Origin of the sequence: Pararhodobacter sp. CCB-MM2, from assembly GCF_001691415.1 — a bacterium.
In the GTDB taxonomy this organism is placed as follows: domain Bacteria; phylum Pseudomonadota; class Alphaproteobacteria; order Rhodobacterales; family Rhodobacteraceae; genus Pararhodobacter.
Genome location: NZ_LRRR01000005.1, coordinates 42,058 through 64,772, shown reverse-complemented (window position 1 = coordinate 64,772; position 22,715 = coordinate 42,058). Strand labels below are relative to the sequence as shown.

General features: G+C 65.9%; 19 protein-coding genes. 9 read left to right on the top strand and 10 right to left on the bottom strand.

Features of this window, described 5'->3' with window-relative positions; genetic code table 11:
* Nucleotides 1–101 precede the first annotated feature (101 nt).
* Nucleotides 102–515 (top strand): hypothetical protein, encoded by a 414-nt coding sequence (locus tag BCY78_RS25195; RefSeq protein ID WP_139103108.1) that lies wholly within the window; start codon nt 102–104, stop codon nt 513–515.
* A 729-nt stretch (nt 516–1,244) separates the two neighbouring features.
* On the opposite strand, the gene BCY78_RS07705 is transcribed toward BCY78_RS25195, so the two are convergent.
* Entirely contained in the window at nt 1,245–3,515 is a 2,271-nt protein-coding gene (locus BCY78_RS07705) for an adenosylcobalamin-dependent ribonucleoside-diphosphate reductase (RefSeq protein ID WP_068300069.1), read from the bottom strand.
* Between the two features lie 146 nt (nt 3,516–3,661).
* On the opposite strand from BCY78_RS07705, the gene BCY78_RS07700 reads away from it, so the two are divergent.
* Nucleotides 3,662–4,087, top strand: coding sequence for a DUF1489 family protein (locus BCY78_RS07700; protein ID WP_068300067.1), 426 nt, complete (start codon nt 3,662–3,664; stop codon nt 4,085–4,087).
* Between the two features lie 47 nt (nt 4,088–4,134).
* Here the strand turns inward: BCY78_RS07700 and BCY78_RS07695 are convergent, their stop codons facing one another.
* Complete coding sequence (locus BCY78_RS07695) at nt 4,135–4,296, bottom strand: DUF1328 family protein (protein ID WP_068300065.1); 162 nt, start codon at nt 4,294–4,296, stop codon at nt 4,135–4,137.
* A gap of 311 nt (nt 4,297–4,607) precedes the next feature.
* Between BCY78_RS07695 and BCY78_RS07690 the strand changes: the two genes are divergently transcribed.
* The 3 genes from BCY78_RS07690 to BCY78_RS07680 are packed head-to-tail and all read left to right on the top strand — an operon-like array spanning nt 4,608 to nt 10,367.
* Nucleotides 4,608–7,694, top strand: a complete 3,087-nt coding sequence (locus BCY78_RS07690) for a response regulator (protein ID WP_068300064.1) — start codon at nt 4,608–4,610, stop codon at nt 7,692–7,694.
* The gene (locus BCY78_RS07685) at nt 7,691–8,554 is read left to right on the top strand and encodes a protein-glutamate O-methyltransferase CheR (RefSeq protein ID WP_068300062.1); all 864 of its coding nucleotides are present in this window, start codon (nt 7,691–7,693) and stop codon (nt 8,552–8,554) included. The genes BCY78_RS07690 and BCY78_RS07685 overlap by 4 nt, the downstream gene beginning before the upstream one ends.
* Nucleotides 8,544–10,367 carry a response regulator gene (locus BCY78_RS07680; protein ID WP_068300060.1) on the top strand — a complete coding sequence of 608 codons (1,824 nt, stop codon included), beginning with the start codon at nt 8,544–8,546 and terminating at the stop codon, nt 10,365–10,367. The genes BCY78_RS07685 and BCY78_RS07680 overlap by 11 nt, the downstream gene beginning before the upstream one ends.
* Before the next feature lie 76 nt (nt 10,368–10,443).
* Here the strand turns inward: BCY78_RS07680 and BCY78_RS07675 are convergent, their stop codons facing one another.
* From BCY78_RS07675 to BCY78_RS07660, 4 genes are all read right to left on the bottom strand, one after another.
* A complete protein-coding gene (locus BCY78_RS07675) occupies nt 10,444–11,394 on the bottom strand; it encodes an MBL fold metallo-hydrolase (RefSeq protein ID WP_068300058.1) in 951 nt (316 codons plus the stop codon).
* 23 nt (nt 11,395–11,417) lie between these two features.
* Nucleotides 11,418–12,752: a TRAP transporter large permease subunit gene (locus tag BCY78_RS07670; RefSeq protein WP_068300056.1), complete on the bottom strand. Its 1,335-nt coding sequence runs from the start codon at nt 12,750–12,752 to the stop codon at nt 11,418–11,420.
* On the bottom strand, nt 12,749–13,312 hold the full coding sequence (locus tag BCY78_RS07665) for a TRAP transporter small permease subunit (RefSeq protein ID WP_068300054.1): 564 nt from the start codon (nt 13,310–13,312) through the stop codon (nt 12,749–12,751). The genes BCY78_RS07670 and BCY78_RS07665 overlap by 4 nt, the downstream gene beginning before the upstream one ends.
* A 75-nt stretch (nt 13,313–13,387) precedes the next feature.
* Nucleotides 13,388–14,431: a TRAP transporter substrate-binding protein gene (locus BCY78_RS07660; RefSeq protein WP_233499365.1), complete on the bottom strand. Its 1,044-nt coding sequence runs from the start codon at nt 14,429–14,431 to the stop codon at nt 13,388–13,390.
* A gap of 184 nt (nt 14,432–14,615) precedes the next feature.
* On the opposite strand from BCY78_RS07660, the gene BCY78_RS07655 reads away from it, so the two are divergent.
* The 4 genes from BCY78_RS07655 to BCY78_RS07640 are packed head-to-tail and all read left to right on the top strand — an operon-like array spanning nt 14,616 to nt 18,860.
* Nucleotides 14,616–15,368: an SDR family NAD(P)-dependent oxidoreductase gene (locus tag BCY78_RS07655; RefSeq protein WP_068300052.1), complete on the top strand. Its 753-nt coding sequence runs from the start codon at nt 14,616–14,618 to the stop codon at nt 15,366–15,368.
* A gap of 27 nt (nt 15,369–15,395) precedes the next feature.
* Nucleotides 15,396–17,105, top strand: a complete 1,710-nt coding sequence (locus BCY78_RS07650; RefSeq protein WP_068300050.1) for an FAD-dependent oxidoreductase — start codon at nt 15,396–15,398, stop codon at nt 17,103–17,105.
* Complete coding sequence (locus BCY78_RS07645; protein WP_068300048.1) at nt 17,098–18,024, top strand: DMT family transporter; 927 nt, start codon at nt 17,098–17,100, stop codon at nt 18,022–18,024. Before BCY78_RS07650 ends, BCY78_RS07645 begins: the two co-directional genes overlap by 8 nt.
* A gap of 14 nt (nt 18,025–18,038) precedes the next feature.
* Complete coding sequence (locus BCY78_RS07640; RefSeq protein WP_083194889.1) at nt 18,039–18,860, top strand: IclR family transcriptional regulator; 822 nt, start codon at nt 18,039–18,041, stop codon at nt 18,858–18,860.
* On the opposite strand, the gene BCY78_RS07635 is transcribed toward BCY78_RS07640, so the two are convergent.
* Genes BCY78_RS07635 through BCY78_RS07620 form a run of 4 tightly spaced genes read right to left on the bottom strand, consistent with a single transcriptional unit; the run spans nt 18,833 to nt 22,715 of the window.
* Nucleotides 18,833–20,350, bottom strand: a complete 1,518-nt coding sequence (locus BCY78_RS07635) for a tripartite tricarboxylate transporter permease (RefSeq protein ID WP_068300045.1) — start codon at nt 20,348–20,350, stop codon at nt 18,833–18,835. The genes BCY78_RS07640 and BCY78_RS07635 overlap by 28 nt on opposite strands.
* 7 nt (nt 20,351–20,357) lie before the next feature.
* The gene (locus tag BCY78_RS07630) at nt 20,358–20,813 is read right to left on the bottom strand and encodes a tripartite tricarboxylate transporter TctB family protein (protein ID WP_068300044.1); all 456 of its coding nucleotides are present in this window, start codon (nt 20,811–20,813) and stop codon (nt 20,358–20,360) included.
* Nucleotides 20,806–21,738, bottom strand: a complete 933-nt coding sequence (locus tag BCY78_RS07625) for an alpha/beta hydrolase fold domain-containing protein (protein ID WP_068300042.1) — start codon at nt 21,736–21,738, stop codon at nt 20,806–20,808. The genes BCY78_RS07630 and BCY78_RS07625 overlap by 8 nt, the downstream gene beginning before the upstream one ends.
* 2 nt (nt 21,739–21,740) lie before the next feature.
* Nucleotides 21,741–22,715: a tripartite tricarboxylate transporter substrate binding protein gene (locus BCY78_RS07620; RefSeq protein ID WP_068300040.1), complete on the bottom strand. Its 975-nt coding sequence runs from the start codon at nt 22,713–22,715 to the stop codon at nt 21,741–21,743.

Sequence of the window (22,715 nt, the reverse complement as noted above, 5' to 3'; positions counted from 1 at the left end):
CAAGGAGCCTACCGACACCCACCATCCCACGCGACGGAAAATGACGCCGATGAATCAGGCGAACCAGCAACGTTTCCGTACCGCATGAAAGGGAGATCCTCATGCTCAACACCAAGGCCATCGATCAAGCCGAGTCGCGCTTTGCCGCCGCCCGCGCCGTGGAACGGCACCTGCACCGCCACGGCGCAGGTCTCTGCAATCTGCTTGATGTCATCAATGATCCGAACGGCTTGGCTGCGTTCTATAATCTTCACGACGCCATCAACGCGCCGCTTCCTGATACGGATGCCATAGAGGCTGCTCTCAAAGACATATGCCGCGTTCTTGCCGATCAGCCCCCGTCGTCGCTCGACCAGCTCGGCGTTGATTGGTGCTTGCCAGTCTCCGACATGACCCGCTGGCATGGGGCGCGTGCCAGCGAGCTTCTTGCGCGTTTCTCTGGGACCGAATGTGATCCTGTCACGCCTTGTTTTGCAGGGGTCTTGCCTTCTGCGCTCAAGCGTGCACCCGTCTGAGTTCAGATTGGACGAGCGCAGCAGTAACGGGATCCGGAAATTTCCCGAGAGCCTCAGAATTCCGTGGTCGCACGAGTGGGCGATCTCTGCATGGGCATTCCAAATGTGAGACTGCGGTGTTGACCTTCTTCAGAGTTCAGTGCGCATCCTGGGGAATAGGTAGGCGTTGCACACGAACTGTTCGCAGCGGTTGGCCAGCCGGAAAAGGACGGGGCCGGTGTAGCACGAACCGTTATCCAATGTCAGGCGCTGTCCAAGCCTTCGATAGAAGTGACGCTGGGGTGTCCCATCGTCGATCATCCCATGAGAATGAAAGGTTCCTTGAAAAAGGGCGGCGCAAGCCGCCCTTTTTTGCGTGAACGCCGCATCTCGGCCCAAGCGCCTCTGTCGCGCGGCGACTTCAACCCGCTCCTTGAAGCAGGCGATGATCCGGTCCCAGCGAGAAACGCGGGGCCTGAGCCCGGATCCTTTCGCGCGATCGGGCCGCGGGCGCCAATCACCCTCCGTAACCAAACAGCGACGTGGTCAAAGGCCGCTTTTGTCGGCCATTCACGGTGCCTAAGTCCCTCTGGACGAGGTCGAAGCCTCATTCACGCAAAAAAGGGCGGACAAATGAAGAATCGGTCGCATGCGCCCGATTGACCTTATTCGCTTGGCAAATTGACATTTGAAGCCCGCCGATTGCCACTAATTGGTGGTGACAATACAATAACTTTGCCTGTCAACGCCTCAGCCGCATTTCGAATGACCACAGGCGCGGCAGGTCATGCAGCCCTCGATCATCACCAGTTCATAGGCGCCGCAGCTCGGGCAGGACTTGGGCTTTGCGCCACCGGCCACCGCGACCGCTGCGCCGGCCTTGGGGTCGGACTTCAGCCCAAGACCCGCGCCCTCGATGAAGCCGATGGCCACGAGGTGCTCCTCGATCACGCCGCCGATCGCAGCGAGGATCGACGGGACGTATTTGCCCTGCATCCAGGCGCCGCCGCGCGGGTCGAACACGGCCTTCAGCTCCTCGACGACGAAGGAGATGTCGCCCCCGCGCCGGAACACCGCCGAGATCATCCGCGTCAGCGCCACGGTCCAGGCGTAATGCTCCATGTTCTTCGAGTTGATAAACACTTCGAACGGACGCCGATGGCCACCGACGACGATGTCGTTGACGGTGATGTAGATCGCATGCTCGCTCACCGGCCATTTCAGCTTGTAGGTCGAGCCTTCCAGCGCCTCGGGACGATCCAGCGGCTCCGACAGGTAGATCACCTCGCCACCCGTTTCCGCCGGTTGCGGCGCGGCGTCCAAGCTTTCGCTCACGGTCAGGACCGAGCCGGTGACCGCGTTCGGACGGTAGGTGGTGCAGCCTTTGCAGCCCATGTCCCAGGCCGCCATGTAGACGTCCTTGAAACCCTCGAAGCTGATGTCTTCCGGGCAGTTGATGGTCTTGGAAATGGAGCTGTCGATCCATTTCTGCGCCGCCGCCTGCATTTTCACATGGTCCATCGGCGCCAGCGTCTGGGCCGAGACGAAATGCTCCGGCAATTCCTTGTCACCGAATTTCTCGCGCCAGAGGCTGACGGCGTAGTCGACGACCTCTTCCTCGGTGCGCGAGCCGTCCTTTTGCAGGACCTTGCGCTTGTAGGCATAGGCGAAGACGGGCTCGATCCCCGAGGAGACATTGCCGGCATAGAGGCTGATCGTGCCGGTTGGCGCGATCGAGGTCAGCAAGGCGTTGCGGATGCCGTGGGTGCGGATCGCCTCGCGCACATCGTCATCCATCTGCATCATGTTGCCCGAGGCGAGGTATTTCTCGGCATCGAACAGCGGGAAGGCGCCTTTTTCCTTCGCCAGATCGACCGAGGCCAGATAGGACGCACGGGCAATGGCTTTCATCCAGGCCTCGGTCTGGGCGACCGCCTCGTCCGAGCCATAGCGCAGGCCCATCATCAACAGCGCATCGGCAAGGCCGGTTACGCCGAGACCGATCCGGCGCTTGGCTGCGGCCTCCTGTGCCTGCTGCTCCAGCGGGAAGCGCGAGGCGTCGACGACATTGTCCATCATGCGCACAGCGGTGCGGACCAGTTCGTCCAGCTCGGCCTCGTCGATGCCGGCATCCGCGTCATAGGGCGCGCGGACCAGACGGGCGAGGTTGATCGAGCCGAGGAGGCAGGCGCCATAGGGGGGCAGGGGCTGCTCGCCGCAGGGGTTGGTGGCGGCAATGGTCTCGACGTAGTTGAGGTTGTTGGCCTTGTTGATGCGGTCGATGAAGATCACGCCCGGCTCGGCGAAATCATAAGTCGCGCGCATGATCTTGTTCCACAGATCGCGCGCCTGCACGGTGCGGAACACGCGGCCATTGTAGACCAGATCCCACGGGCCGTCGGCCTTGACCGCTTCCATGAACGGGTCGGTGACCAGAACCGAGAGGTTGAACATGCGCAGACGGGCCGAATCCTGCTTGGCCTCGATGAACTGCTCCACATCCGGGTGGTCGCAACGCATCGTTGCCATCATCGCCCCGCGGCGCGAGCCGGCGGACATGATGGTGCGGCACATCGCGTCCCAGACATCCATGAACGACAGCGGACCCGAGGCATCGGCGGCCACGCCCGCGACCGGCGCGCCCTTGGGGCGGATGGTCGAGAAGTCATAGCCGATGCCGCCGCCCTGCTGCATGGTCAGCGCGGCTTCCTTCAGCATGTCGAAGATGCCGCCCATGCTGTCGGGGATCGTGCCCATGACAAAGCAGTTGAACAGGGTGACGGTACGGCCGGTGCCGGCGCCGGCAAGGATGCGGCCGGCGGGCAGGAAGCGGAAGTCTTCCAGCGCGGTATAGAATCGGTCTTCCCAGACCGTGGGCTCTTTTTCAACGCGGGCGAGGTCACGAGCGACACGGCGCCAGCTGTCCTCCAGATTCGTATCGAGCGGTTTCCCGTCGCCGTCCTTTAGACGGTATTTCATGTCCCAGATCTGCTCGGCGATGGGGGCAGCGAAACGGCTCATGGAAGGGGTCCTGAGGGCAAGGGTCGGTCATGGATGGAAGGTGCGAAACATAGTCCCGACCGCCCGGAGGGTCAACGCCGCGAGAGCGAGAAACTGCCTGTTTCGACCTCTTGCCTTTTGCGTCTAGCCAACCACATATGGGGGCCATGACCCTGCACATCCTAAAACTTAGTGTCGGCACGGAATCCGTGGACGACCTTCAGGGCTGGCAAGACCAGCATCGGTTGACCCGTCCGGACGGGTTGCCGCGGCATGTCACGCGGATGTGGCCCAAGCGGGCGGACGAGGTGCTGGACGGCGGCTCGATCTACTGGGTGATCAAGGGGGTGATCCTTGCGCGGCAACGAATCCTGCGGTTCGACCCGGTCGAGGGGCAGGACGGCATTCAACGCTGTGCGATGATCTTCGAGCCCGAGTTGATCCGAACGGAACCGGCGCCGCGCCGCCCGTTTCAGGGCTGGCGCTATCTCAAACCGGAAGAGGCGCCGCGGGATCTTCCGGCGTATCGCGCGGGCGACGATGAACTGCCGCCCGAGCTGGCCGAGGCCTTGGCCGAATTCGGCCTGCGCTGATCTCCGCTGAGGGCCGGCATCATGGGTGCGGGCCCGCAGCGGCAGGGTCAGGCGATGGCAAAGACGCCAAGCAGCATCAGCAGGAACAGCACCAGCGCCACGACGATCAGCACCTTCGCACCGGTCAGGGCCACGCCCGAAATACGGCCGAAGCCGAGAAGCGCCGCAATGGCCGCGACGACGAGCAGGATCAGGATCCACGAGAGCATAGTTCAGCCTCCGATTTTCGACGGACGCCGACCGCCCGTACCTTCAGGATAAAAACGTCTCAACGGCGCGTGAGGTTCCCTTGGGCGTTGCTTTCTTGGGGAATTTTCCCGCGCGGGCAGGGGGCGGAACCCGCCATCGCCAGAAATGTCACTTTTTTGTCGATCCGGGCGGAACCAGAACGCGGTTCGAAGACTTAATCCCGCAAGGCTCGCGCGCGCGGCGCACCAACGTCTGATTTGTCGGACACCTTCGCCCTTGCTGAGACAAGGGGACAACGCGCAGCGCGGGTGGTTGGGAAACTGGAGACACCGTGAAGTCCGCCAATGAATTTGTCCTGATAGCCCTGGCCTTGGTCGGGGTTGTTGCCGTCTTCACCGTCGACATGGTGTCCCCCCTCGGCTTCACTTTCTGGATCCTGTATTTCGTGCCCATCGGCCTGATGTGGCAGGCCAACAACCCGGCGCTGCCCCTCGTTGCGGCGGCGGCGGTGCTGACGGCGGTGACCATCGGCTTCTTCTACAGCGCCGACGGGCTGGAGCCTTCCGTGGCCGCGGTGAACCGGATCATGGCCAGTCTCATGCTGTCCGGGGTGGCCGTCGCCGGGCGCTATTTCATCCTTGGCCGGCATGCCGTGAACGACGCCAATTGGGTGCAGCAGGGCCAAGTGGCCATCGCCCGCTCGGTCCAAGGGGAGCTGTCGCCCGAGCGTCTGGCCCAGCAAACGCTGGAGGTTCTGGGCAATCACACCGGCGCCAAGGCTGCGGTCTTCTACCTGCGCCAGCCGCAGGGCCTGACCCGGATCGGCGCTTGGGGTGCCGACACCAGCGCCCTGCCGCGTGAGATGCCGGCGGACGAGGGTCACATCGGCCGGGCGATCCGCGAAAAGGACGTGCTGGAGGTCATCGCCGGGCACAACACGACGCTGAAATGGGCCTCGGGCCTGATGAGCGGCAAGGTCGCCTCCAGCGCCCTGGTGCCCTTGTCCGAGGGCGGGCACGTGAACGGTGTGATCGAGATCGGCTTCGACCATTCGCTGACCCCGGCGGCCCGTCTGCTGATGGAGCGAGTGGGCGAGAAGGTGGCGATCGCCCTGCGCTCGGCCCAGTACCGCCAGCGCGCGGCGGAGCTTCTGGAGGAAACCCAGCGTCAGGCCGAAGAGCTCCGCAATCAGGCGGATGAGCTGACCTCGACCAACACCGAGCTGGAGGAACAGACGCAGGCCCTGTTGGAAAGCCAGCGCAAGCTGGAAGAGCAGCAGGCCGAGCTGGAAGAGCAGAACACCCAGCTGGAGAGCCAGACGCAGCAGCTGGAGGAGCAGCGCGATGCGCTGGCCCGCTCGCGTCGTCAGCTGGAAGAACAATCCGATACGCTGGCGCGCGAGAGCCAGTACAAATCCGAATTCGTCGCGAACATGTCGCATGAGCTGCGCACGCCGTTGAACGCCCTGCTGATCATGTCGCGCCTGCTGGCCGAGAACCGCGCGCAGACGATGACCGACGAGCAGATCCGCTGGGCCTCGACCATCGAAAGCTCGGGGCAGGACCTGCTGGCGCTGATCAACGACATCCTTGATCTGTCGAAGATCGAAAGCGGCAAGCTGAATCTGGAAACGGCCGAGACCGACCCGCAGGTCGTCGCCCGCAAACTGGTGCGCGGCTTCGAGGCGCAGGCGCGGGCCAAGGGGTTGGCGCTGAAGGCGGAGGTCGCGAAAAGCGCCGGCGTCCTCGACACTGACGTGACGCGGCTGGAGCAGATCCTGCGCAACTTCCTGTCCAACGCGCTGAAATTCACCGAGAAGGGCAGCGTCACGCTCAAGGTCTCGGGCACGGCGGACAGCGTGAAATTCGCCGTACGCGACACGGGTATCGGCATCGACCAGACCCAGCAGGACGCGGTGTTCGAGGCCTTCCGCCAAGCCGACGGCACAATCTCGCGCCGTTATGGCGGGACCGGGCTGGGTCTGTCGATCTCGCGCGAATTGGCGGATCTTTTGGGCGGCGAGATCACCTTGGAGAGCGAGCCGGGCAAGGGCTCGACCTTCGCGGTCACCCTGCCGCGCCGGATGGAGGACCAACCCGCACCGACCGAGGCGCCGCGCGTCCCCACCGCCGCCCGTCCGGCCGAGGCCCCGTCGCTGGCGGTCGCCGGTGGCCCGTTGGCGCCGGCCCTGGACGGTGTGGTCGACGACCGGGACAGCATCCAGCCCGGTGACCGCGTGATGCTGGTGGTCGAGGACGACGCGGCCTTCGCGCAGATCCTGTCCGAGTTGGCGCGCGAGCTGGGCTTCCGCTCGGTCTGCGTGTCGCGGGCCGAGGACGCGATCCGCGCCGCCCGCCACTATACGCCGCATGCCGTGGTGCTGGACGTAGGCCTGCCGGACCATTCGGGGCTCACGGTGCTGGATCAGCTCAAGCGCGATGTCAGCACGCGCCACATCCCCGTGCACATGGTCTCGGCCGAGGATTACACCCGCGAGGCGCTGGCGCAGGGGGCGATCAGCTACATGATGAAGCCCGTCCAGCGCGAGGATTTGGCGCAAGCCTTCCAGCAGCTGGAAGCCCGGCTGGAACAGCGCATGCGCCGCGTCCTGATCGTCGAGGATGATCCCGTTCAGCTGGACGGCCTGCAATCGCTTCTGGGCTCGGACGAGGTGGAAACCGTCGGCGCGGCCTCGGCTGCCGAAGCGGTGGCCGAGTATCGCAAGGGCCGTTTCGACTGCATCGTGCTGGACATGACGTTGCCGGATGCCTCGGGCTTCGACGTGCTGGAGACGCTCGACAGCGACGAGGGGGCAGGGTTCCCGCCGGTCATCATCTATACCGCCCGATCGCTGTCCGAGGCCGAGGAACAGCGGCTGCGCCGCTACTCGAAGTCGATCATCATCAAGGGCGCGAAATCGCCCGAACGTCTGATCGACGAGGTGACGCTGTTCCTGCATCAGGTGGTTTCGGACCTGCCCGACAAGCAGCGCAAGATGCTGGCCGCGTCGCTCAACCGCGATGCGCTGCTGGAAGGCCGCCGGATCCTCGTGGTCGAGGACGACATCCGCAACGTCTATGCCCTGACCGGCATCTTCGAACCGCATGGCGCGACGGTGCAGATCGCCCGCAACGGGCGCGAGGCCTTGGACACGCTGGGCCGCATCGCCGATGGCGCGCAGCCCAAGGTGGACCTTGTGCTGATGGACGTGATGATGCCCGAGATGGACGGTCTGACCGCCACGCGTGAGATCCGCAAGATCGACCGCTGGAAGTCGTTGCCGATCATCATGCTGACCGCCAAGGCCATGGCCGGGGATCAGAACGACTGCATCGAAGCCGGCGCGAACGACTACCTCGCCAAGCCGATCGATGTCGACAAGCTGCTGTCGCTGGCCCGGGTGTGGATGCCGCGATGAGTGTCTCTCCCGTCCAGACGCAAAGCCTTGAAACGGTGGAGCTTCAGCTCTTCCTCGAGGCGCTGTATCGGCGCTATCACTATGATTTCCGGTCCTATTCTGCCTCGTCTCTGCAACGCCGGGCTGAGCTGGCCTGCGAACGTCTGAACTGCGCGACGATCTCGGATCTGCAGCGCCGGCTGCTGCACGAGCCGGATCTGCTGCCCGATATCATCGATGCGATGACGGTGCAGGTGAGCGAACTCTACCGTGACCCCAGCTATTATGCCGCGATCCGCCGCGACGTGATCCCGCATCTGAAGACCTTCCCTTCGCTCAAGGTCTGGGTGGCCGGCTGTGCGGACGGCGAGGAGCTTTATTCGCTGGCCATCCTGTTCAAAGAAGAAGGCCTGTTTGACCGCACCCTGTTCTACGCGACCGAGATCAACCGTCGCGCCTTGGCCAAGGCCGAGGCCGGGGTCTATGACATCGACCGCATGGGCGCCTTCACTCGGAACTATCAGGCGGCGGGCGGCCGGGCGTCCCTGTCCGACTATTACACCGCCGGCTATGGTCGCGCCGTCTTCGACCGGGCCCTGCGCACCCGGACCGTCTTTACCGAGCACAACCTGGCGTCAGACCAGGTGTTTTCCGAAGTGCATCTCGTGTCGTGCCGCAACGTGCTGATCTATTTCGACGGCGCCTTGCAGGACCGGGCCGTCGGCCTGTTCCGCGAAAGCCTGGCACGGGGCGGTTTCCTGGGCCTTGGCGCCCATGAGACCCTGCGCTTCTCCGACCACGCCAGCGCCTTCCAGCCCTTCGACGAGGGCCAGAGGATCTGGCGTCGCACTGCCCTGAGCGAGGTTACGCATGGCCGATGACCCGATCCGCTTCCTGATCGTCGACGACAAGCCCGAGAACCTGATGGCGCTGGAGGCCCTGCTCCGACGCGACGGGCTGGAGGTGCACCGCGCTGGCTCGGCCGCCGAGGCGTTGGAGTTGATGCTGGTCCACGATTATGCCTTGGCGCTGCTTGATGTGCATATGCCTAAGATCGACGGCTATGAGCTGGCCGAACTCATGCGCGGGGCCGAACGGACGCGCCGCCTGCCGATTATCTTCGTCACCGCCTCCGAGCAGGACGACACCCGCCGGTTTCGCGGCTACGAGGCCGGGGCGGTCGATTTCATCTTCAAGCCCATCGATCCGGTGATCCTGAAATCCAAGGCCGAGGTGTTTTTCCGCATCGGCCAGCAGGCACGCGATTTGGCCCGCCAGCGCGACGAGATGCGCGCCATGGCCGCCCATCGCGATCAGGCCTTGGCGCAACTGAAGGCCCATGCCGACAATTCGCCATTGGGGATGGTGGAACTGGACGGCGATCTGGTGATCCGCAACTGGTCCAAGGGCGCCGAGCGGATCTTTGGCCGTCCGGCCTCGCAGATGGTGGGGCATCGTCCCGATCAGGCCGGCTGGCTTACACCCGAGGCCGTGGCGACCCTGCGCGGCTGGCTGGCGACCCCGCTGGCCGAGGCCCCGCCGCGCCATACGCTGGAAACCGAGGCCATGGCCGCCGACGGTCGCAGCGTCGATGTCGAGCTTTATGGCTCGGTCCTCAATGGCGGGCGGCAGTCGCTGGCGGTGCAGGGGCAAGATGTCACCGAGCGTCGGCAGGCCGAGAACACGCGCTCGCTGCTGATCGGTGAGCTGAACCACCGGATCAAGAACACCCTCGCCAATGTGCAGGCCATCGCGCGCCAGACCCTGCGCCAATCCGCGACGCTACCGGAGTTCGACAAGGGCTTCTCGGGTCGTCTGCAAGCCTTGGCCCGTGCGCATTCGATCCTGTCGGATGCCACCTGGGCCTCGGCGCCGCTGGAGCGTTTGATCGAGGATCAGGTCAAGGCCGGCACCTTGGATTGCCAGCGCCTGCACCGCGCGGGTCCGGCGGTCGAGATCAGCCCCGAGAACATGCTGCGCCTCGCGCTGACCCTGCACGAGCTGGGCACAAACGCGCAGAAATACGGCGCGCTCTCGGTGCCGGGCGGCGAGGTCTGGCTGGACTGGCGGGTCGAAGGGGCCGGGCTGGTCCTGACATGGCGCGAGACGGGCGGGCCTGCCGTGGCCGCCCCGGCGCGAACGGGGTTCGGCACGACGCTGATCGAAAGCACCGGCGGGTCCGAGCCCGGCATGGCGCAGGCCGATTGGCAACCGGGCGGTGTTATCTGGACAATCCGGCTCCCATCGGGCGTAACCGCGCTCCGGGCGCCCACAACGGAGGTGGTACCTATGGCTGCGAACTCTGTACCCGGTGAGGACGATCTGGCGGGCCGGCGTGTCTTGCTGATCGAGGACGAACCCTTGGTGGTGTTGGATCTGTCGTGCGAAATCGAGGAAGCCGGCGCTGAAATCGTCGCCGTCGCCCGGACCTTGCCGGACGCCTTGCGGGTGGCGGGCGAAGTGGCCGCGGATGTCGCGGTGCTGGACGGGAACCTGAACGGCGAGAGCGTCGTCAGCGTGGCCGAGCTTCTGGCCAAACGGGGCATCCCGTTCTGCTTCGTCTCGGGCTATGGGCGCGAGCATCTGCCGCGCGCGTTCCGCGATGTGCCTTTGGTGCAAAAACCTTTCGACCCCGATGCGTTGCGGCACACGTTGCGGGGCATCCTGCAGACCGATACCGCGATGTCGGCCTGACGATTTCGAAGTCTTGCGAAAAACGCCCGCCAAGATTGGCGGGCGTTTCGGTTTTTCCGGCAGAAGGGAAGGGGCCTCAGCCCTGCAGATCGGCCCACATCTGTTGATCGCGCTCGGCGGTCCAGATGCGGGGGGTGTCGATACCGCGGGCCTCGTCATAGGCGCGGCCTACGTTGAACGGCAGGCAATGCTCGTAGATCGCGTAATCCTTGAACTTCGGATCGCATTCCGCGCGGACGGCGTCCCAGGCCTCTTTCAGCGTTCCGCCACGGGCCACGACCCGCGCCACCGGCTTGTAGGTCGAGCGGACGAAGTCGGCGGTGTTCTCGATGGCGGCGGCGACCATGTCCTCGCCGACCAGCGCGTCGCCGCGACCGGGCGCGATGGCCTTGGGCTCGAAGGCCGCGATGTTGGCGAGCGTGTCTTCCCAATCCGAGAAATGCCCGTCGCCGCAATAGCAGGCCGAGTGGTATTCGACGATGTCGCCGGTGAACATGACCTCTTGATCCGGCACCCAGACCACCGCGTCCCCGGCCGTGTGCGCGCGGCCCAGATGCATGATGTCGACGCGGCGGTTGCCGAGATAGACGGTCATGGAATCGCTGAAAGTGGTGGTCGGCCAAGTCAGGCCGGGGATTTCCTCGTGCCCCTGGAACAGGCGGGGGAAGCGGCCGAACTCGCTGTCCCAGTCCTCCTGCCCACGTTCCACCACCATCGCGCGGGCGGTGTCGGACATGATGATCTCGCGTGCGCCATAGGCCGAGGCGCCCAGAACGCGGACGGCGTGATAATGGGTCAGCACGAGGTGCGAGATCGGCTTGTCGGTGACCGAACGGACGCATTCCATCACCTTGCGCGCCAGACGGGGCGTCGCCTGCGCCTCGACGATCATCACGCTGTCGTCGCCGATGATCACACCGGTGTTCGGATCGCCCTCGGCGGTGAAGGCATAGAGCCCCTCGCCGACTTGGGTGAAGGACGTCTTCTTCTCGGTCATGTCGCCTTGCGACGCGAAGGCCTTGGCCATGGTGTACTCCAGTCTTGTCAGTCTCAGCGCAGGGTCACGGGGAGCCACAGCGCAACGGCGGGGAGGAAGATCACCAACAACAGCGCGGTGATCTGGATCAGCACGAAGGGAATGACCCCGCGATAGATGGTCCGGATCGGCAAGTCCGGCGCGATGCCGCGTAGATAGAACAACGCATAGCCGAAGGGTGGCGTCAGGAACGAGGTCTGCAAGTTCACCGCCAGCGCGATGGCGAACCAGATCATCACCTGATCCCCCGGCAGGCCGAAGTCCAGCTGTGCGACGATGGGGGCGACGATCGGCACCACAACGGCAGTGATCTCCACCCAATCGAGGAAGAAGCCCAGCAGGAACACCAGCGCCATGATGATGAACAGCACGGTATAGGGGCTGGTCTCGTGGATGTTGAACAGATCGAGGATCATCGCATCCCCGCCCAGCCGCCGGAACACGACCGAGAAGATCGAGGCGCCGATCATCACGAAGACGATCATCGCCGTGGTCTTGGTCGTTTCATGCAACGCGCCGCGCAGGGCCGTCATCGTCAGCTTGCGCGACAGGATGGCGAGGATCAGCGCGCCGGTCGCGCCGATGGCGGCGCTTTCGGTCGGCGTGGCGATGCCGGCAATGATCGTGCCCAGAACCGAAAGGATCAGCAGCATCGGCGCCAGCAGGTCGCGGATCAGGGACCACGCGGTCTCACGCAGGCTGCGACGCTCGATCACCTCAGGGGCCGGGACGCGGTGCGGCTGGAGGAACGCCACGGCGCCGAGATAGAGGAAATAGAGCCCCGACAGCACCAGACCCGGCACGATCGCGGCCATGAACAGGTCGCCCACGGAGACGCGCAGCTGGTCGCCGAGGATGATCAGCATGATCGACGGCGGCAGCAGGATCCCCAGCGTTCCGGATGAGGCAATGAGGCCAGACGCCAGCTGCATGTCATATTTCGCCTCGCGCATCGCGGGCAGGGACATCATGCCCATCATCACCACTGAGGCGCCGATGATGCCGGTCGAGGCCGCCATGATCACCCCGATGATCATCACCGAGAAGGCATAGCCGCCGGGCGTGCGCTGGAACAGGGACGCGAGCGAGCGCATCAGCCGTTCCGCGATGCCCGAGCGTTCCAGCATCAGGCCCATGAAAACGAAAAGCGGGATCGCGACCAGCAGCCAGTTGGTCAGCGTGCCGGAATAGATCCGCTGCACGCCCATCGACAGGAACAGCATCGGGATGCCGTTCGCCACGGCAAACAGGATGCCGATCCCGGCCAGCACGAAGGCGACGGGATAGCCCGAGAAGATCCCGGCGATGAGGCCGAGGAGCATGAGTTCGGGGCCGAGGTGGTCGATCATTGGATGTCCTCGGTCAGATCGCCGCGGGTCAGCTGGATCGCGGTGCCGATGGCCCGGATCAGGCCCAGAAGGCCCAGAAGCGCGAAGGAAAGGGGCAGCATGGCCTTGATCAGCCAGCGCGCGTTAAGCCCGCCCTGGGTCGAGCCCTCGGCGGTGCGGAAGGCCACTTCGGTGAAGCTCCAGCCATACCAGGCGATTATGCCGCAGAAGGGCAACAGGAAGATCAGATCGCCGATCATCCGCACCCAGAGCCGTTGGCGCGGGCTCATCATCAACGACAGGAAATCGACCGAGACATGGCGGTCATCGCGCAGGGCCCAGACCCCGCCGAACAGCACCAGCAGGGCGAAGATGTACCATTGGATGTCGAACAGGCTGTTCACCGTCAGCGCCCGGCCAAGAACCGGCACTTGTCCCTCCCAGCCGATCAGGGTGTTCATTCCCATCTTGGCCCAGAGGATCGACAAAAGGATCGTGGCGATCAGCGGCAGAGTGAGCCAGCTCACCCAGGCACCCGGCAGGCACAGCCACGCCATCACGCGTTTCAGGATTGTCGGCATGGTCCCCTCCCAGGCCTTGCAGGATACCGGAAGGCGGGCAGGCCGCCTCCCGGTCGGGTCTTCAGATCATGGAACTCAGCGGGCGGGAAGGGCCTGCAGGGCGCTCCACTCGCCGACGCTGTCCATGTAGCTGCGCAGCGATTCCAGCGCCTCGGCGAAGATCGGGTCCTGCGCCGCCTGTTCGTCCAGCACCGCGTCCGAGGCTTCGCGCAGGGCCAGCAGCACCTCGTCCGGGAAGCGGCGCACATCGGTGCCGGCTTCGCGGATCTCGGCAATCGCCGCCGCTTGGCTGTTGATCTGGTCACCGAGGTTGAAGGCGATGTTCGCCTGGCAGGCCTCGGTCATGATGCTCTGCGTGCGCTCGTCGAAGCTGTTCCAGACATCCATGTTGATGATGATGCTGTCCCAGCTCGACGGCTGGTGCCAGCCCGGGAAGTAGTAATAGTCGGTCACGCGCTGGAAGCCGAAGCCCACGTCAAGCTGCGGCGCCGAGAATTCGGCCGCGTCGATGCGCCCGGTTTCGAGGCTGAGGAAGATCTCGCCCGCGGGCACCAGCTGGGTGTTGGCCCCAAGACGCGCCATCGCCATGCCGCCGAGGCCGGCGATCCGCATGTTCAGGCCCTGCAGGTCCTCGACCGAGTTGATCTCGCGGTTGAACCAGCCGCCGGCTTCCGCGCCGACCAGATGGCAGGGCAGGACCTTGACGTTGAACGGGTCATAGGCGCGCTGGATGATCTCCAGACCGCCGCCCTCGAACATCCAGCCGAGCGCCACGTCGGGCGAGGGGCCGAAGGGCATCGAGCCCACGAGGTTCGCGACCGGGATCTGCTGCGCCCAGTAGCCGATCCAGTCGAAGCCCATCTGCAACGCGCCCGAGCTGACGGCGCCGAAGACCTCGAAGCCGGGGACGAAATCGCCCGCGCCATGCACGTTGATGGTCACCGCGCCGTCCGTCATCTCGTTCACGCGGTCGGCCCAAAGCTGCGGGCTCGGGCCGATCGAGGGCACGTTGAGGCCGAAAACGCTTTGCAGGTCAAAGGTCTGCGCCTGTGCGGCACCCGTGGCGCCCAACACCAGCGCAAGCGCGGTCATGGCGCGCAACTTGTTGAAGTTGCTCATCATATTTCCTCCCAAATGGCATGCCGCAGGCTGCGGCGCCTCCCCTTGAGCGCCAAAAGATCCATCGGCGCCTCCCATTTTGTTAGTCATCAACAAATCTATTTGCAACAGACAAATTTTGTGCCAGACGAAAAAAGGAGGCGGCGCCGGGGACGGGCCGCGACGGGAATTGAGGGAGGTTCCGATGCAAGGAGTCATGGGCGCCGTGGCCGTGGTCACGGGGGCTGCGCAGGGCAACGGACGTGCGATTGCGCTGGGGTTGGCAAAGGCCGGGGCCAAGGTCGCCTGCTGCGATCTGCAGGGCGAACAGGTGGCCGCGCTGGCCGCCGAGATCACCGAATCGGGGGGAGAGGCGATCGGGCTCAAGCTCGATGTGACGGACAGCGCAGGCTGTGCCGCCGTCGCCGCCGAGGTGGCCGCGCGGTTGGGCGCGGCCGCCATTCTGGTCAACAACGCCGGCATCATCCGCCGCACGCTGCCGGATGCCGAGACCTTCGCGCAGGATTGGGACGCGGTCCTGCGGGTCAATGCGACCGGCACGATGCAGATGATCCGCGCCTTCCTGCCGCAACTGCGTCGGACGCAGGGCCGGATCATCAACCTCGGTTCGATCATGTCGGTGACGGCAGGGCCGGGGCTTGCGGCCTATGCCGCGTCGAAAGGGGCCGTGCTGCAGCTGACCAAAGTGCTGGCGCATGACCTTGCGCCCGACGGCATCCGGGTCAACGCCATCGCGCCGGGCGTGATCGAGACGCCGATGACCGAGGTGACCCGCGCCGATCCGGACGCCATCGGCCGCTTCATGGCCCATACGCCGCTGCGCCGCCCCGGTCGGCCCGAGGAGTTGGTCGGCCCCGTGCTGTTCCTCGCCTCCGAGGCCTCGAGCTACATGACGGGCGCGCTGTTGCCCGTCGACGGCGGCTATCTGGCCGCCTGACGAAGACGCGTGATAGGGAAGAATATCATGGAACGACAAGAAGTTGATGTCCTGGTCGTCGGATCGGGCGCAGGCGGTCTGTCCAGCGCCGTCGCAGCCGCGCATCGTCGCCTCAAGGTGCTGGTGGTGGAGAAGGAGCCGGTGTTCGGCGGCACCACCGCGCGCTCGGGCGGCTGGATGTGGATCCCCGGCAACGGGCCGGAGCTGCGCGCCGGAATCGACGACAATGCCGAGAAGGCGCGGATCTATCTGCAGCACGAAGCGGGCGAACATTTCGATGCCGAGCGCGTCGACAGCTTCCTCGAGGCCGGCCCCAAGGCGGTGAAGTTCTTCGAGGACAACACATCGCTGCAATTCGACCTCGGGCCGTTCTTCGCCGATTACCACCCGGACGCGCCGGGCGGCATGGACGGCGGGCGTTCGATCGTTGCACGGCCCTTCGACGGGCGGGAACTGGGGCCAGAGATCAAGCGGCTGCGCCCGCCTTTGCAGGAGATCACCTTCCTCGGCATGATGATCGGCTCGGGCAAGGAATTGCTGCATTTCTTCAACGTGCTGCGCTCGCCGGTCTCGGCCTTCTACGTCGGCAAGCTGTTCCTCAAGTTCCTCCGCGACATGGCGTTCCATGGCCGGCCCATGCGCCTGATGAACGGCAATGCGCTGGCCGGGCGGCTGGCGAAATCGGCCTTCGACAAGGGCGTGCCGATCTGGACCCATGCCCCGGTGCGCGAACTTCTGCGCGACGACGCAGGCCGCGTGATCGGCGCGCGGATCGACCGGCGTGACGGCCCGGTCGAGGTCATCGTCAAGAAGGGCGTGGTGCTGGCTGCCGGCGGCTTCCCGCAGGACATGGCCCGGCGCAAGGCGCTAATGCCTCATGCGCCGACCGGCTATGAGCATGTGACGCCCGCCCCTCCGGGCAATACCGGCGACGGGCTGCGCATGGGCGAGGCCGTCGGCGCGGTGGTCGATACCTCGCTGCCCCATGCCGCCGCCTGGGTGCCGATCTCGCGCCCGGTGAAGGCGGATGGCACGCTGGGCACCTTCCCGCATTTCGTCGACCGCTCGAAACCCGGGGTGATCGCCGTCACGCGCTCGGGCCGCCGCTTCGTGAACGAGGCGCAGTCCTATCACGATTTCTGTCAGGCCATGGTCGCGCGCAACCGCGAGGAAGCGGGCGAGGGGGCCGAGCCGGCGGCGTGGTTCATCACCGACCACCGGGCCTTCCGCAAATACGGGCTGGGCTATGCGAAACCCGCGCCGGTGCCCTACAAGGCGCTGATCCAGAACGGCTATCTGCTGCGCGGCAACACGCTGAAGGAACTCGCCGCCCAGTTCGGTGCCGATGGCGAGCAGCTGGAAGCGACGGTGGCCGAGTTCAACCGCCACGCGCCCCGGGGCGAGGATCCGGCCTTCGGCAAGGGCACGACCAGCTACAACCGCTCGCTGGGCGATCCCGAGAACACGCCAAACCCTTGCCTCGCGCCGATCAAGGACGGGCCGTTCTATGCCGTGCGCCTCTATGTCGGCGACCTCGGCACCTTCGCGGGGCTGAAGACCAACGGCAATGCGCAGGTGCTGGACGAGGAGGGCCGCCCACTGGAGGGGCTCTATTCGGTCGGCAACGATGCGGCCTCGATCATGGGGGGGAATTACCCCGGCGGCGGCATCACGCTGGGGCCGGCGATCACCTTCGGCTACATCGCCGCGCGGCACATGGCCGGCGGCAATGACTGACCGCACCACGCAGGGCGTCGCGCTGGGGTTCCTCGCGGCGCTCAGCTGGGGGGTCTACAATGTCGGCGCCGAGATCGGGCAGCAGAGCGGCTTCCGGCCCGCCGACCTGACCCTCCTGCGCTATGGCGGCGCGGCGCTGTTGATGGCGCCGCTGCTGGTCTTCGCCCGCCACCGCCTGCCGCCCCTTCGTAAGGTGGCGGTGCTGGCGCTGCTGATCGGGCCGTTGTTTGCGCTGGCGTTCAACGAGGGCTTCCAGCGCGCGCCCCTGTCGCATGCGGTGGTGATCGGGCCGGGGATGTCGATGCTGGTGGCGAACCTCTTGGACCGTTGGGCCAGCGGCCAGCGCCTCAGCTGGAACCGGCGGATCGGTATCACGGTGCTGATTGTCGGGCTGTTGATCATCGCCTCGGACGCACCGGCCCCCCGGCATTCGGGCGGATCGGTGCTGGCGGGGGATCTGTTCTTCGTGACCTCGGGCTCGCTCTGGGGGATCTACGTCTTCATCATGGGCCGCTGGAAGCTACCGGCGATCGAGACGACGGCTGCCATCGCCGCCTTGGCGAGCCTGACCTACCTGCCGGTCTATCTGTGGGTCTGGGGCTGGCCGCAAATGGCGCCGGGCCTGTGGGCACAACAATTCTTCTATCAGGGCGTCGTCGGCGGATGCCTCGCCTTCGTGATCTTCGCCGCGGTCGTTCTGCGGCTGGGTGGGGGCCGCGCAGCGCTGTTCTCGGCCCTCGTGCCGTCGACCGCGGTGCTGCTGGCGATCCCGCTGACGGGCCAATGGCCCAACGGGGTGCAATGGGCGGGTGTTGCCGTGACCACCTTGGGCTTGGTGATCTCGCTCGACCTCAAACGCCGCTCAGGCGGATTGCCGGACGCGCGCCAAGCGGCTAACGGGGGAGGGGGCACGGCTTGAGACGAGGGCGCGGCGTGGACGGAAACGACGAGAACGGCATCGAGAAACCGGCCAAGGCCCAGCGTGGCATCCGCTCGCTTGAGACGGCGGGCGCCATCCTGCAGGCCATGGCCGAGGCCGGCGGGCCGATGAAGCTGCGCGATCTGGCCGAGGCCGTCGAGGTCGCACCGGCGCAGCTGCATCCCTATCTCGTGAGCCTGCGCGCCATGCGCATGGTGGAACAGACGGGCTCGGGCCTCTATGGCCTCGGGCCCTTCGCGCTGGAGGTGGGGCTGGCCCGTCTGCGTGCGCAAGATGCCTATCACGAAGCCATCCTGCGCATCGACCAGCTGGCCGAGGAGACGCATCTGATGGTCGCCCTCAGCGTCTGGGGGCCGCATGGCGCGACGATTGTGCATGTGCGCGAGACCATCGCCCGCATCCATGCCAACGTGCGGGCGGGCGGCGGTTTCGCCCTGACCTCGACCGCGACGGGGCGGCTGTTCGTGGCCTATCTGCCCGAGGCCATGACCGAGCCGCAGATCCGCGCCGAACTGGCCGAGCAGGCCTCGACCGATCCGCGCTTTGCCTTCGACGAGGCGGCCTATCGTACCCAGGTCGCGCAGATCCGCGAGCGCGGCTGGGAAACCACCACCGATCTGCCGATCCCCGGCGTCTCGGCCGTGGCGGCGCCGGTTTGCGACTATACCGGCACGATGAAGCTTGCGGTGACGGTGATCGGGCCGACGCAGCAGATCGATCTTGGCTGCGACGGCCCGGCGGTGCGGGCCACGCTGGATTTCACCCGGCGGCTGTCTGCGGACCTCGGCTACCGCTCAGCCCGCGCGAGGGGCTGAGCCGGCCGCCATTGCCGCCAGATCGCTGCCACGCCTAGGGCGGCAACCACCGTCAAGGCCGCGAGGCTGATCGGGCGGGTCAGGAACACACTGAAATCCCCGTCCGACAGCAGCAGCGAGCGGCGCAGGTTTTCCTCGAACGGCTGGCCGAGGATCACGCCCAGAACAAGGGGCACCACGTCGATCCGCAGCAGGTGCAGCGCATAGCCGACCAGACCGAAGATCAGAACAAGGTACAGATCGAAGGTCGCATGCGCGGTCGAGTAGACGCCGATACAGGTGAACAGAACGATGCCGGGGAACAGCATCGGGTAGGGGATGCGCAAGAGCCGCACCCACAGGCCGATCAGCGGGATGTTGAGGATCAACAGGAACGCCGTGCCGATCCAGAAGCTTACGATCAGGCCCCAGAACAGCTCGGGTTGCAGGACCATCACCAAGGGGCCGGGCTGGATGCCGTGCAGCATCATCGCCGCCAGAAGCAGCGCCATCACCGCGTCGCCCGGAATGCCCAAGGTCAGCGAGGGGATCATCGCCGTGCCGATGCCGGCGTTGTTGCAGGCCTCGGGGGCGGCGAGGCCCTCAATCGCGCCCTCACCGAACTCCTCGGGCGTTTTCGAGACCTTCTTCTCGATGGCGTAGGACAGGAAGGTCGCCATGCCGCCGCTGGTGCCGGGCAGGGCGCCGAACACCGCACCAAGACCCGAGCCGCGCAGCATCGCCGGCCAGGCGCGGCGCCATTCGGCCTTCGTGGGCAGCTGGTCCCGCAACTTCAGCGACCCCCGCACCGGACTCACGCTCTTCTGCCCGGCGCTGAGGATCACTTCGGTGACAGCAAACAGGCCCATGGCCAGCGCGATCAGGCTGATCCCGTCGGACAGGTTCGGCAGCCCGAAGGTGAAGCGCTGGAAGCCCGTGTTCACATCCGTGCCGACGGTGGCGATCATCAACCCGATCACCATCGCCGCCAGCCCCTTGAGCAGTGACCCCCGGCCCACGGTGGCGGCGGCCATCAACCCAAGCGCCATCAGCGCGGTGTATTCGACCGGGCTGAACTGGCGGGCAAAGGCGGCCAGCAGGGGGGCGAAGAGCATCAGCAGCAAGATGCCGAAGCTCGATCCCCAGCCCGAGGCCACGGCCTTGGTGAACAGCGCCACGCCGCCGCGGCCCTTCTTGGCCATCGGGTAGCCGTCCAGCACATCCACCGCCGCCGCGGGGTGCCCCGGCACGCCCAGCAGGATCGAGCAGGTGCCGCCGCCGAAATCCGCGCCGAAATAGACCCCGGCCAGCATGATCAGCGCGCCGTCCACGGGCAGGTGATAGGTGAAGGGCAGAAGCAATGAGATGGTGATCAGCGCGCCCAGCCCCGGCAGCACGCCGACCAGCGTGCCAAGGAAGACCCCGGCGAAGCAATAGAGCAGGTTCGCAGGCAACAGGGCCGTGCCCAGACCCAGCGACAGGTGATCGGCAAAGGAAGTCAGCAGGTCCATCGCGGCCTCAGAGGTTGAAGGCGGGCAGCGGCATGCCCAGCCCGGCGATGAAGATCACCCAAGCCAGCCCGGTCAGCGCCACCGCCAAAAGCACCGCCGTGACCGGGCGGGTCGAGGGGTCCGCCTGTGCGGCGATCACCACCAGCAGGAACGAGGCGGGGACGAAGCCAAGGGGCCGGATTGCCAGCGCGAAAGCCAGCACCGCGGAGGCGATGGCGATCAGCGCGCGCAGCTTGGGACGGGGGAAGGGGCTCTCGGCCGTCCGACGCCACGCCGCTAGCGCGATGCCGAGGCCCAAGAGGGTCAATGCGCCGCCCAGTACCGCCGGGAAGAAGCCCGGCCCCATCGCCGCCGGTGTCCCGAGGCGGTAATGCGTGCCGGCATAGATCCCGACGCCCAACCCCAGCACGCACAGCAAGGCGCCCGTGGCAAGGTCGGTGCTATCGCGTCGTGTCTCAGCCATCGGCGTTCTCCAATTGCAGGATCAGCCAGTTCGACAGGCGGGCAATCGCCGTTCTCGCGGCGCTCAGGCGGTATTTGGAGAACCCATGCGGCATCCCCTCCAACACATCGAGCGTCACGGCAACCCCGGCGCGGTCGGCGGCCTCGGCCAAGGCGAGCGCTTCCGAGTAGAGCCCCTCGTGGCTGCCCAGTGACAGATGCAGGGGCGGAAGACCGGCGGGGTCGCCGAACAGGGGGGACGCCCGCCAGTCGCGCCGATCCGCGGTTTGCATGTAGAGAGCGATCATGTCTTCGCCCATCTCGCGTGTGGCCATGTCGTTGTCTGCGTTGAAGTCCCAGCTCTCGCCGGTCAGGGTCAGGTCCAGAAACGGGCTGATGCCGCTGACCGCGAACGGGGGGCGGGCGCCGTCGTCCCGCAGCCCCATCGCCGCCGCGATCGACAAGCCACCACCCGCAGACTCGCCGATCAGCGCATAGGGGGCAGGTGCCTCGGCCAGCGCGCGGGCCAAGGCGATGGTGTCGTCATAGGCGGCGGGGAACGGATCTTCGGGGCCTTGCCGATAGGCGGGGGCGAAGACGCGGCATCCGGTCTGCGCGGCGATCTCGCTGGCGTTCGAGCGTCCAAGTGCGAGGTTGCCCCGAACATAGCCGCCGCCATGCAGGAAGATGAGGACGGCGTCCCGAGACACCCCGGCTGGCGTCAGCCACTCGCCGGACAGCCCGGCCAAGGTGGCGGGGGTGACCGTGACGCTCTCATTGGCGGGGGCGATGATCGGCAGGGACAGGAAACGCTCGGTCGCGGCGCGCATGGCGGCAGCGTCGCCGGTGACGCGGTAGGCTGTGCCGGAGCGGGCAGCGGCGAGGAGCTGGTCCACCACCGCCCGGTCCTGCGCCTCGACCGGCAGGTCGGTGCGGGTAAGGGTCATCGTCACTGTTCCAGATGAATGTCTAGATCGGCGATCAGCTGCTGCATCCGCGGACGCTGCTCGGCGATCATCGCCTGAAACTCGGCGGGGGAGGAGGCCACGACCTCGTAGCCATTGGGCCCGACGACTTCCTGCACGAAGGCAGGATCGTTGATCACCTCGGCAAAGGCTTGCTGGATCTCGGCCTGCACGGCCTCGGGCGTGCCGGCGGGCACGGCGAGGCCGATGATCGGGCGGATGTGCAAGTCGGGGAAGCCTGCTTCGGCGAAGGTCGGCACATCGGGCAGGATCGGCTGGCGGTTGTCGCCGTCGATCATCAGCATCCGCATCTGCCCGGTCGGCCCGAAGCGCACCGCCATGATCGAGCTGGACACCACGGCGTCAATGGTGCCGCCGAACATGTCCTGCATCAGCTGACCGGCCACGCGGTAAGGCACATGGCGCATCTCGATGCCGGCGGCCTGCAGGAATTGCTCCATGCCGACATTCATGATGTTGCCGACACCGAACGAGCCATAGCTGCGGCTCGGACCCTCCTGCTGCATCAGCGCGACGAATTCGGCCACGTTCTGCACCGGCAGATCGCCCCGGATCAGCAAGCCGAAGGGGATGTCGAACAGCTGCGAGACCGGGATCAGGTCGTGATCCGGATCATAGGGCAGGCTGTCGTAGAGATAGGGGTTGTAGATGAAGCTCGATTCCGAGCCGACGAAGATCGTCTGGCCATCGGGGTCGGCTTTCGCGACGGTGTCGGCGGCAATGATCTCGTTCGCGCCGGGCCGGGTGTCGATAACGACGGGCTGGCCCCAACGGTCGGAGAGATGCTCGGCGACGACATGCATCACCGCGTCCATCGGCCCGCCCGGATAGGCGTGGATCAGGGTGACGGGGCCGCTGGGATAGTCCTGCGCCATAACGGGCGCGGCGAAGGCGGCCGCCATTGCCAGCGGGGCAAGGCGGGTGATGGGGTTGCGCAT

What these genes read in the sequence shown, in the direction of transcription:
- BCY78_RS25195 (WP_139103108.1), top strand. Translation starts at nt 102, where the DNA reads ATGCTCAACACCAAGGCCATCGATCAAGCCGAGTCGCGCTTTGCCGCC.
- BCY78_RS07705 (WP_068300069.1), bottom strand. Translation starts at nt 3,515, where the DNA reads ATGAGCCGTTTCGCTGCCCCCATCGCCGAGCAGATCTGGGACATGAAA.
- BCY78_RS07700 (WP_068300067.1), top strand. Translation starts at nt 3,662, where the DNA reads ATGACCCTGCACATCCTAAAACTTAGTGTCGGCACGGAATCCGTGGAC.
- BCY78_RS07695 (WP_068300065.1), bottom strand. Translation starts at nt 4,296, where the DNA reads ATGCTCTCGTGGATCCTGATCCTGCTCGTCGTCGCGGCCATTGCGGCG.
- BCY78_RS07685 (WP_068300062.1), top strand. Translation starts at nt 7,691, where the DNA reads ATGAGTGTCTCTCCCGTCCAGACGCAAAGCCTTGAAACGGTGGAGCTT.
- BCY78_RS07680 (WP_068300060.1), top strand. Translation starts at nt 8,544, where the DNA reads ATGGCCGATGACCCGATCCGCTTCCTGATCGTCGACGACAAGCCCGAG.
- BCY78_RS07675 (WP_068300058.1), bottom strand. Translation starts at nt 11,394, where the DNA reads ATGGCCAAGGCCTTCGCGTCGCAAGGCGACATGACCGAGAAGAAGACG.
- BCY78_RS07670 (WP_068300056.1), bottom strand. Translation starts at nt 12,752, where the DNA reads ATGATCGACCACCTCGGCCCCGAACTCATGCTCCTCGGCCTCATCGCC.
- BCY78_RS07665 (WP_068300054.1), bottom strand. Translation starts at nt 13,312, where the DNA reads ATGCCGACAATCCTGAAACGCGTGATGGCGTGGCTGTGCCTGCCGGGT.
- BCY78_RS07660 (WP_233499365.1), bottom strand. Translation starts at nt 14,431, where the DNA reads ATGAGCAACTTCAACAAGTTGCGCGCCATGACCGCGCTTGCGCTGGTG.
- BCY78_RS07655 (WP_068300052.1), top strand. Translation starts at nt 14,616, where the DNA reads ATGCAAGGAGTCATGGGCGCCGTGGCCGTGGTCACGGGGGCTGCGCAG.
- BCY78_RS07650 (WP_068300050.1), top strand. Translation starts at nt 15,396, where the DNA reads ATGGAACGACAAGAAGTTGATGTCCTGGTCGTCGGATCGGGCGCAGGC.
- BCY78_RS07645 (WP_068300048.1), top strand. Translation starts at nt 17,098, where the DNA reads ATGACTGACCGCACCACGCAGGGCGTCGCGCTGGGGTTCCTCGCGGCG.
- BCY78_RS07635 (WP_068300045.1), bottom strand. Translation starts at nt 20,350, where the DNA reads ATGGACCTGCTGACTTCCTTTGCCGATCACCTGTCGCTGGGTCTGGGC.
- BCY78_RS07630 (WP_068300044.1), bottom strand. Translation starts at nt 20,813, where the DNA reads ATGGCTGAGACACGACGCGATAGCACCGACCTTGCCACGGGCGCCTTG.
- BCY78_RS07625 (WP_068300042.1), bottom strand. Translation starts at nt 21,738, where the DNA reads ATGACCCTTACCCGCACCGACCTGCCGGTCGAGGCGCAGGACCGGGCG.
- BCY78_RS07620 (WP_068300040.1), bottom strand. Translation starts at nt 22,715, where the DNA reads ATGCGCAACCCCATCACCCGCCTTGCCCCGCTGGCAATGGCGGCCGCC.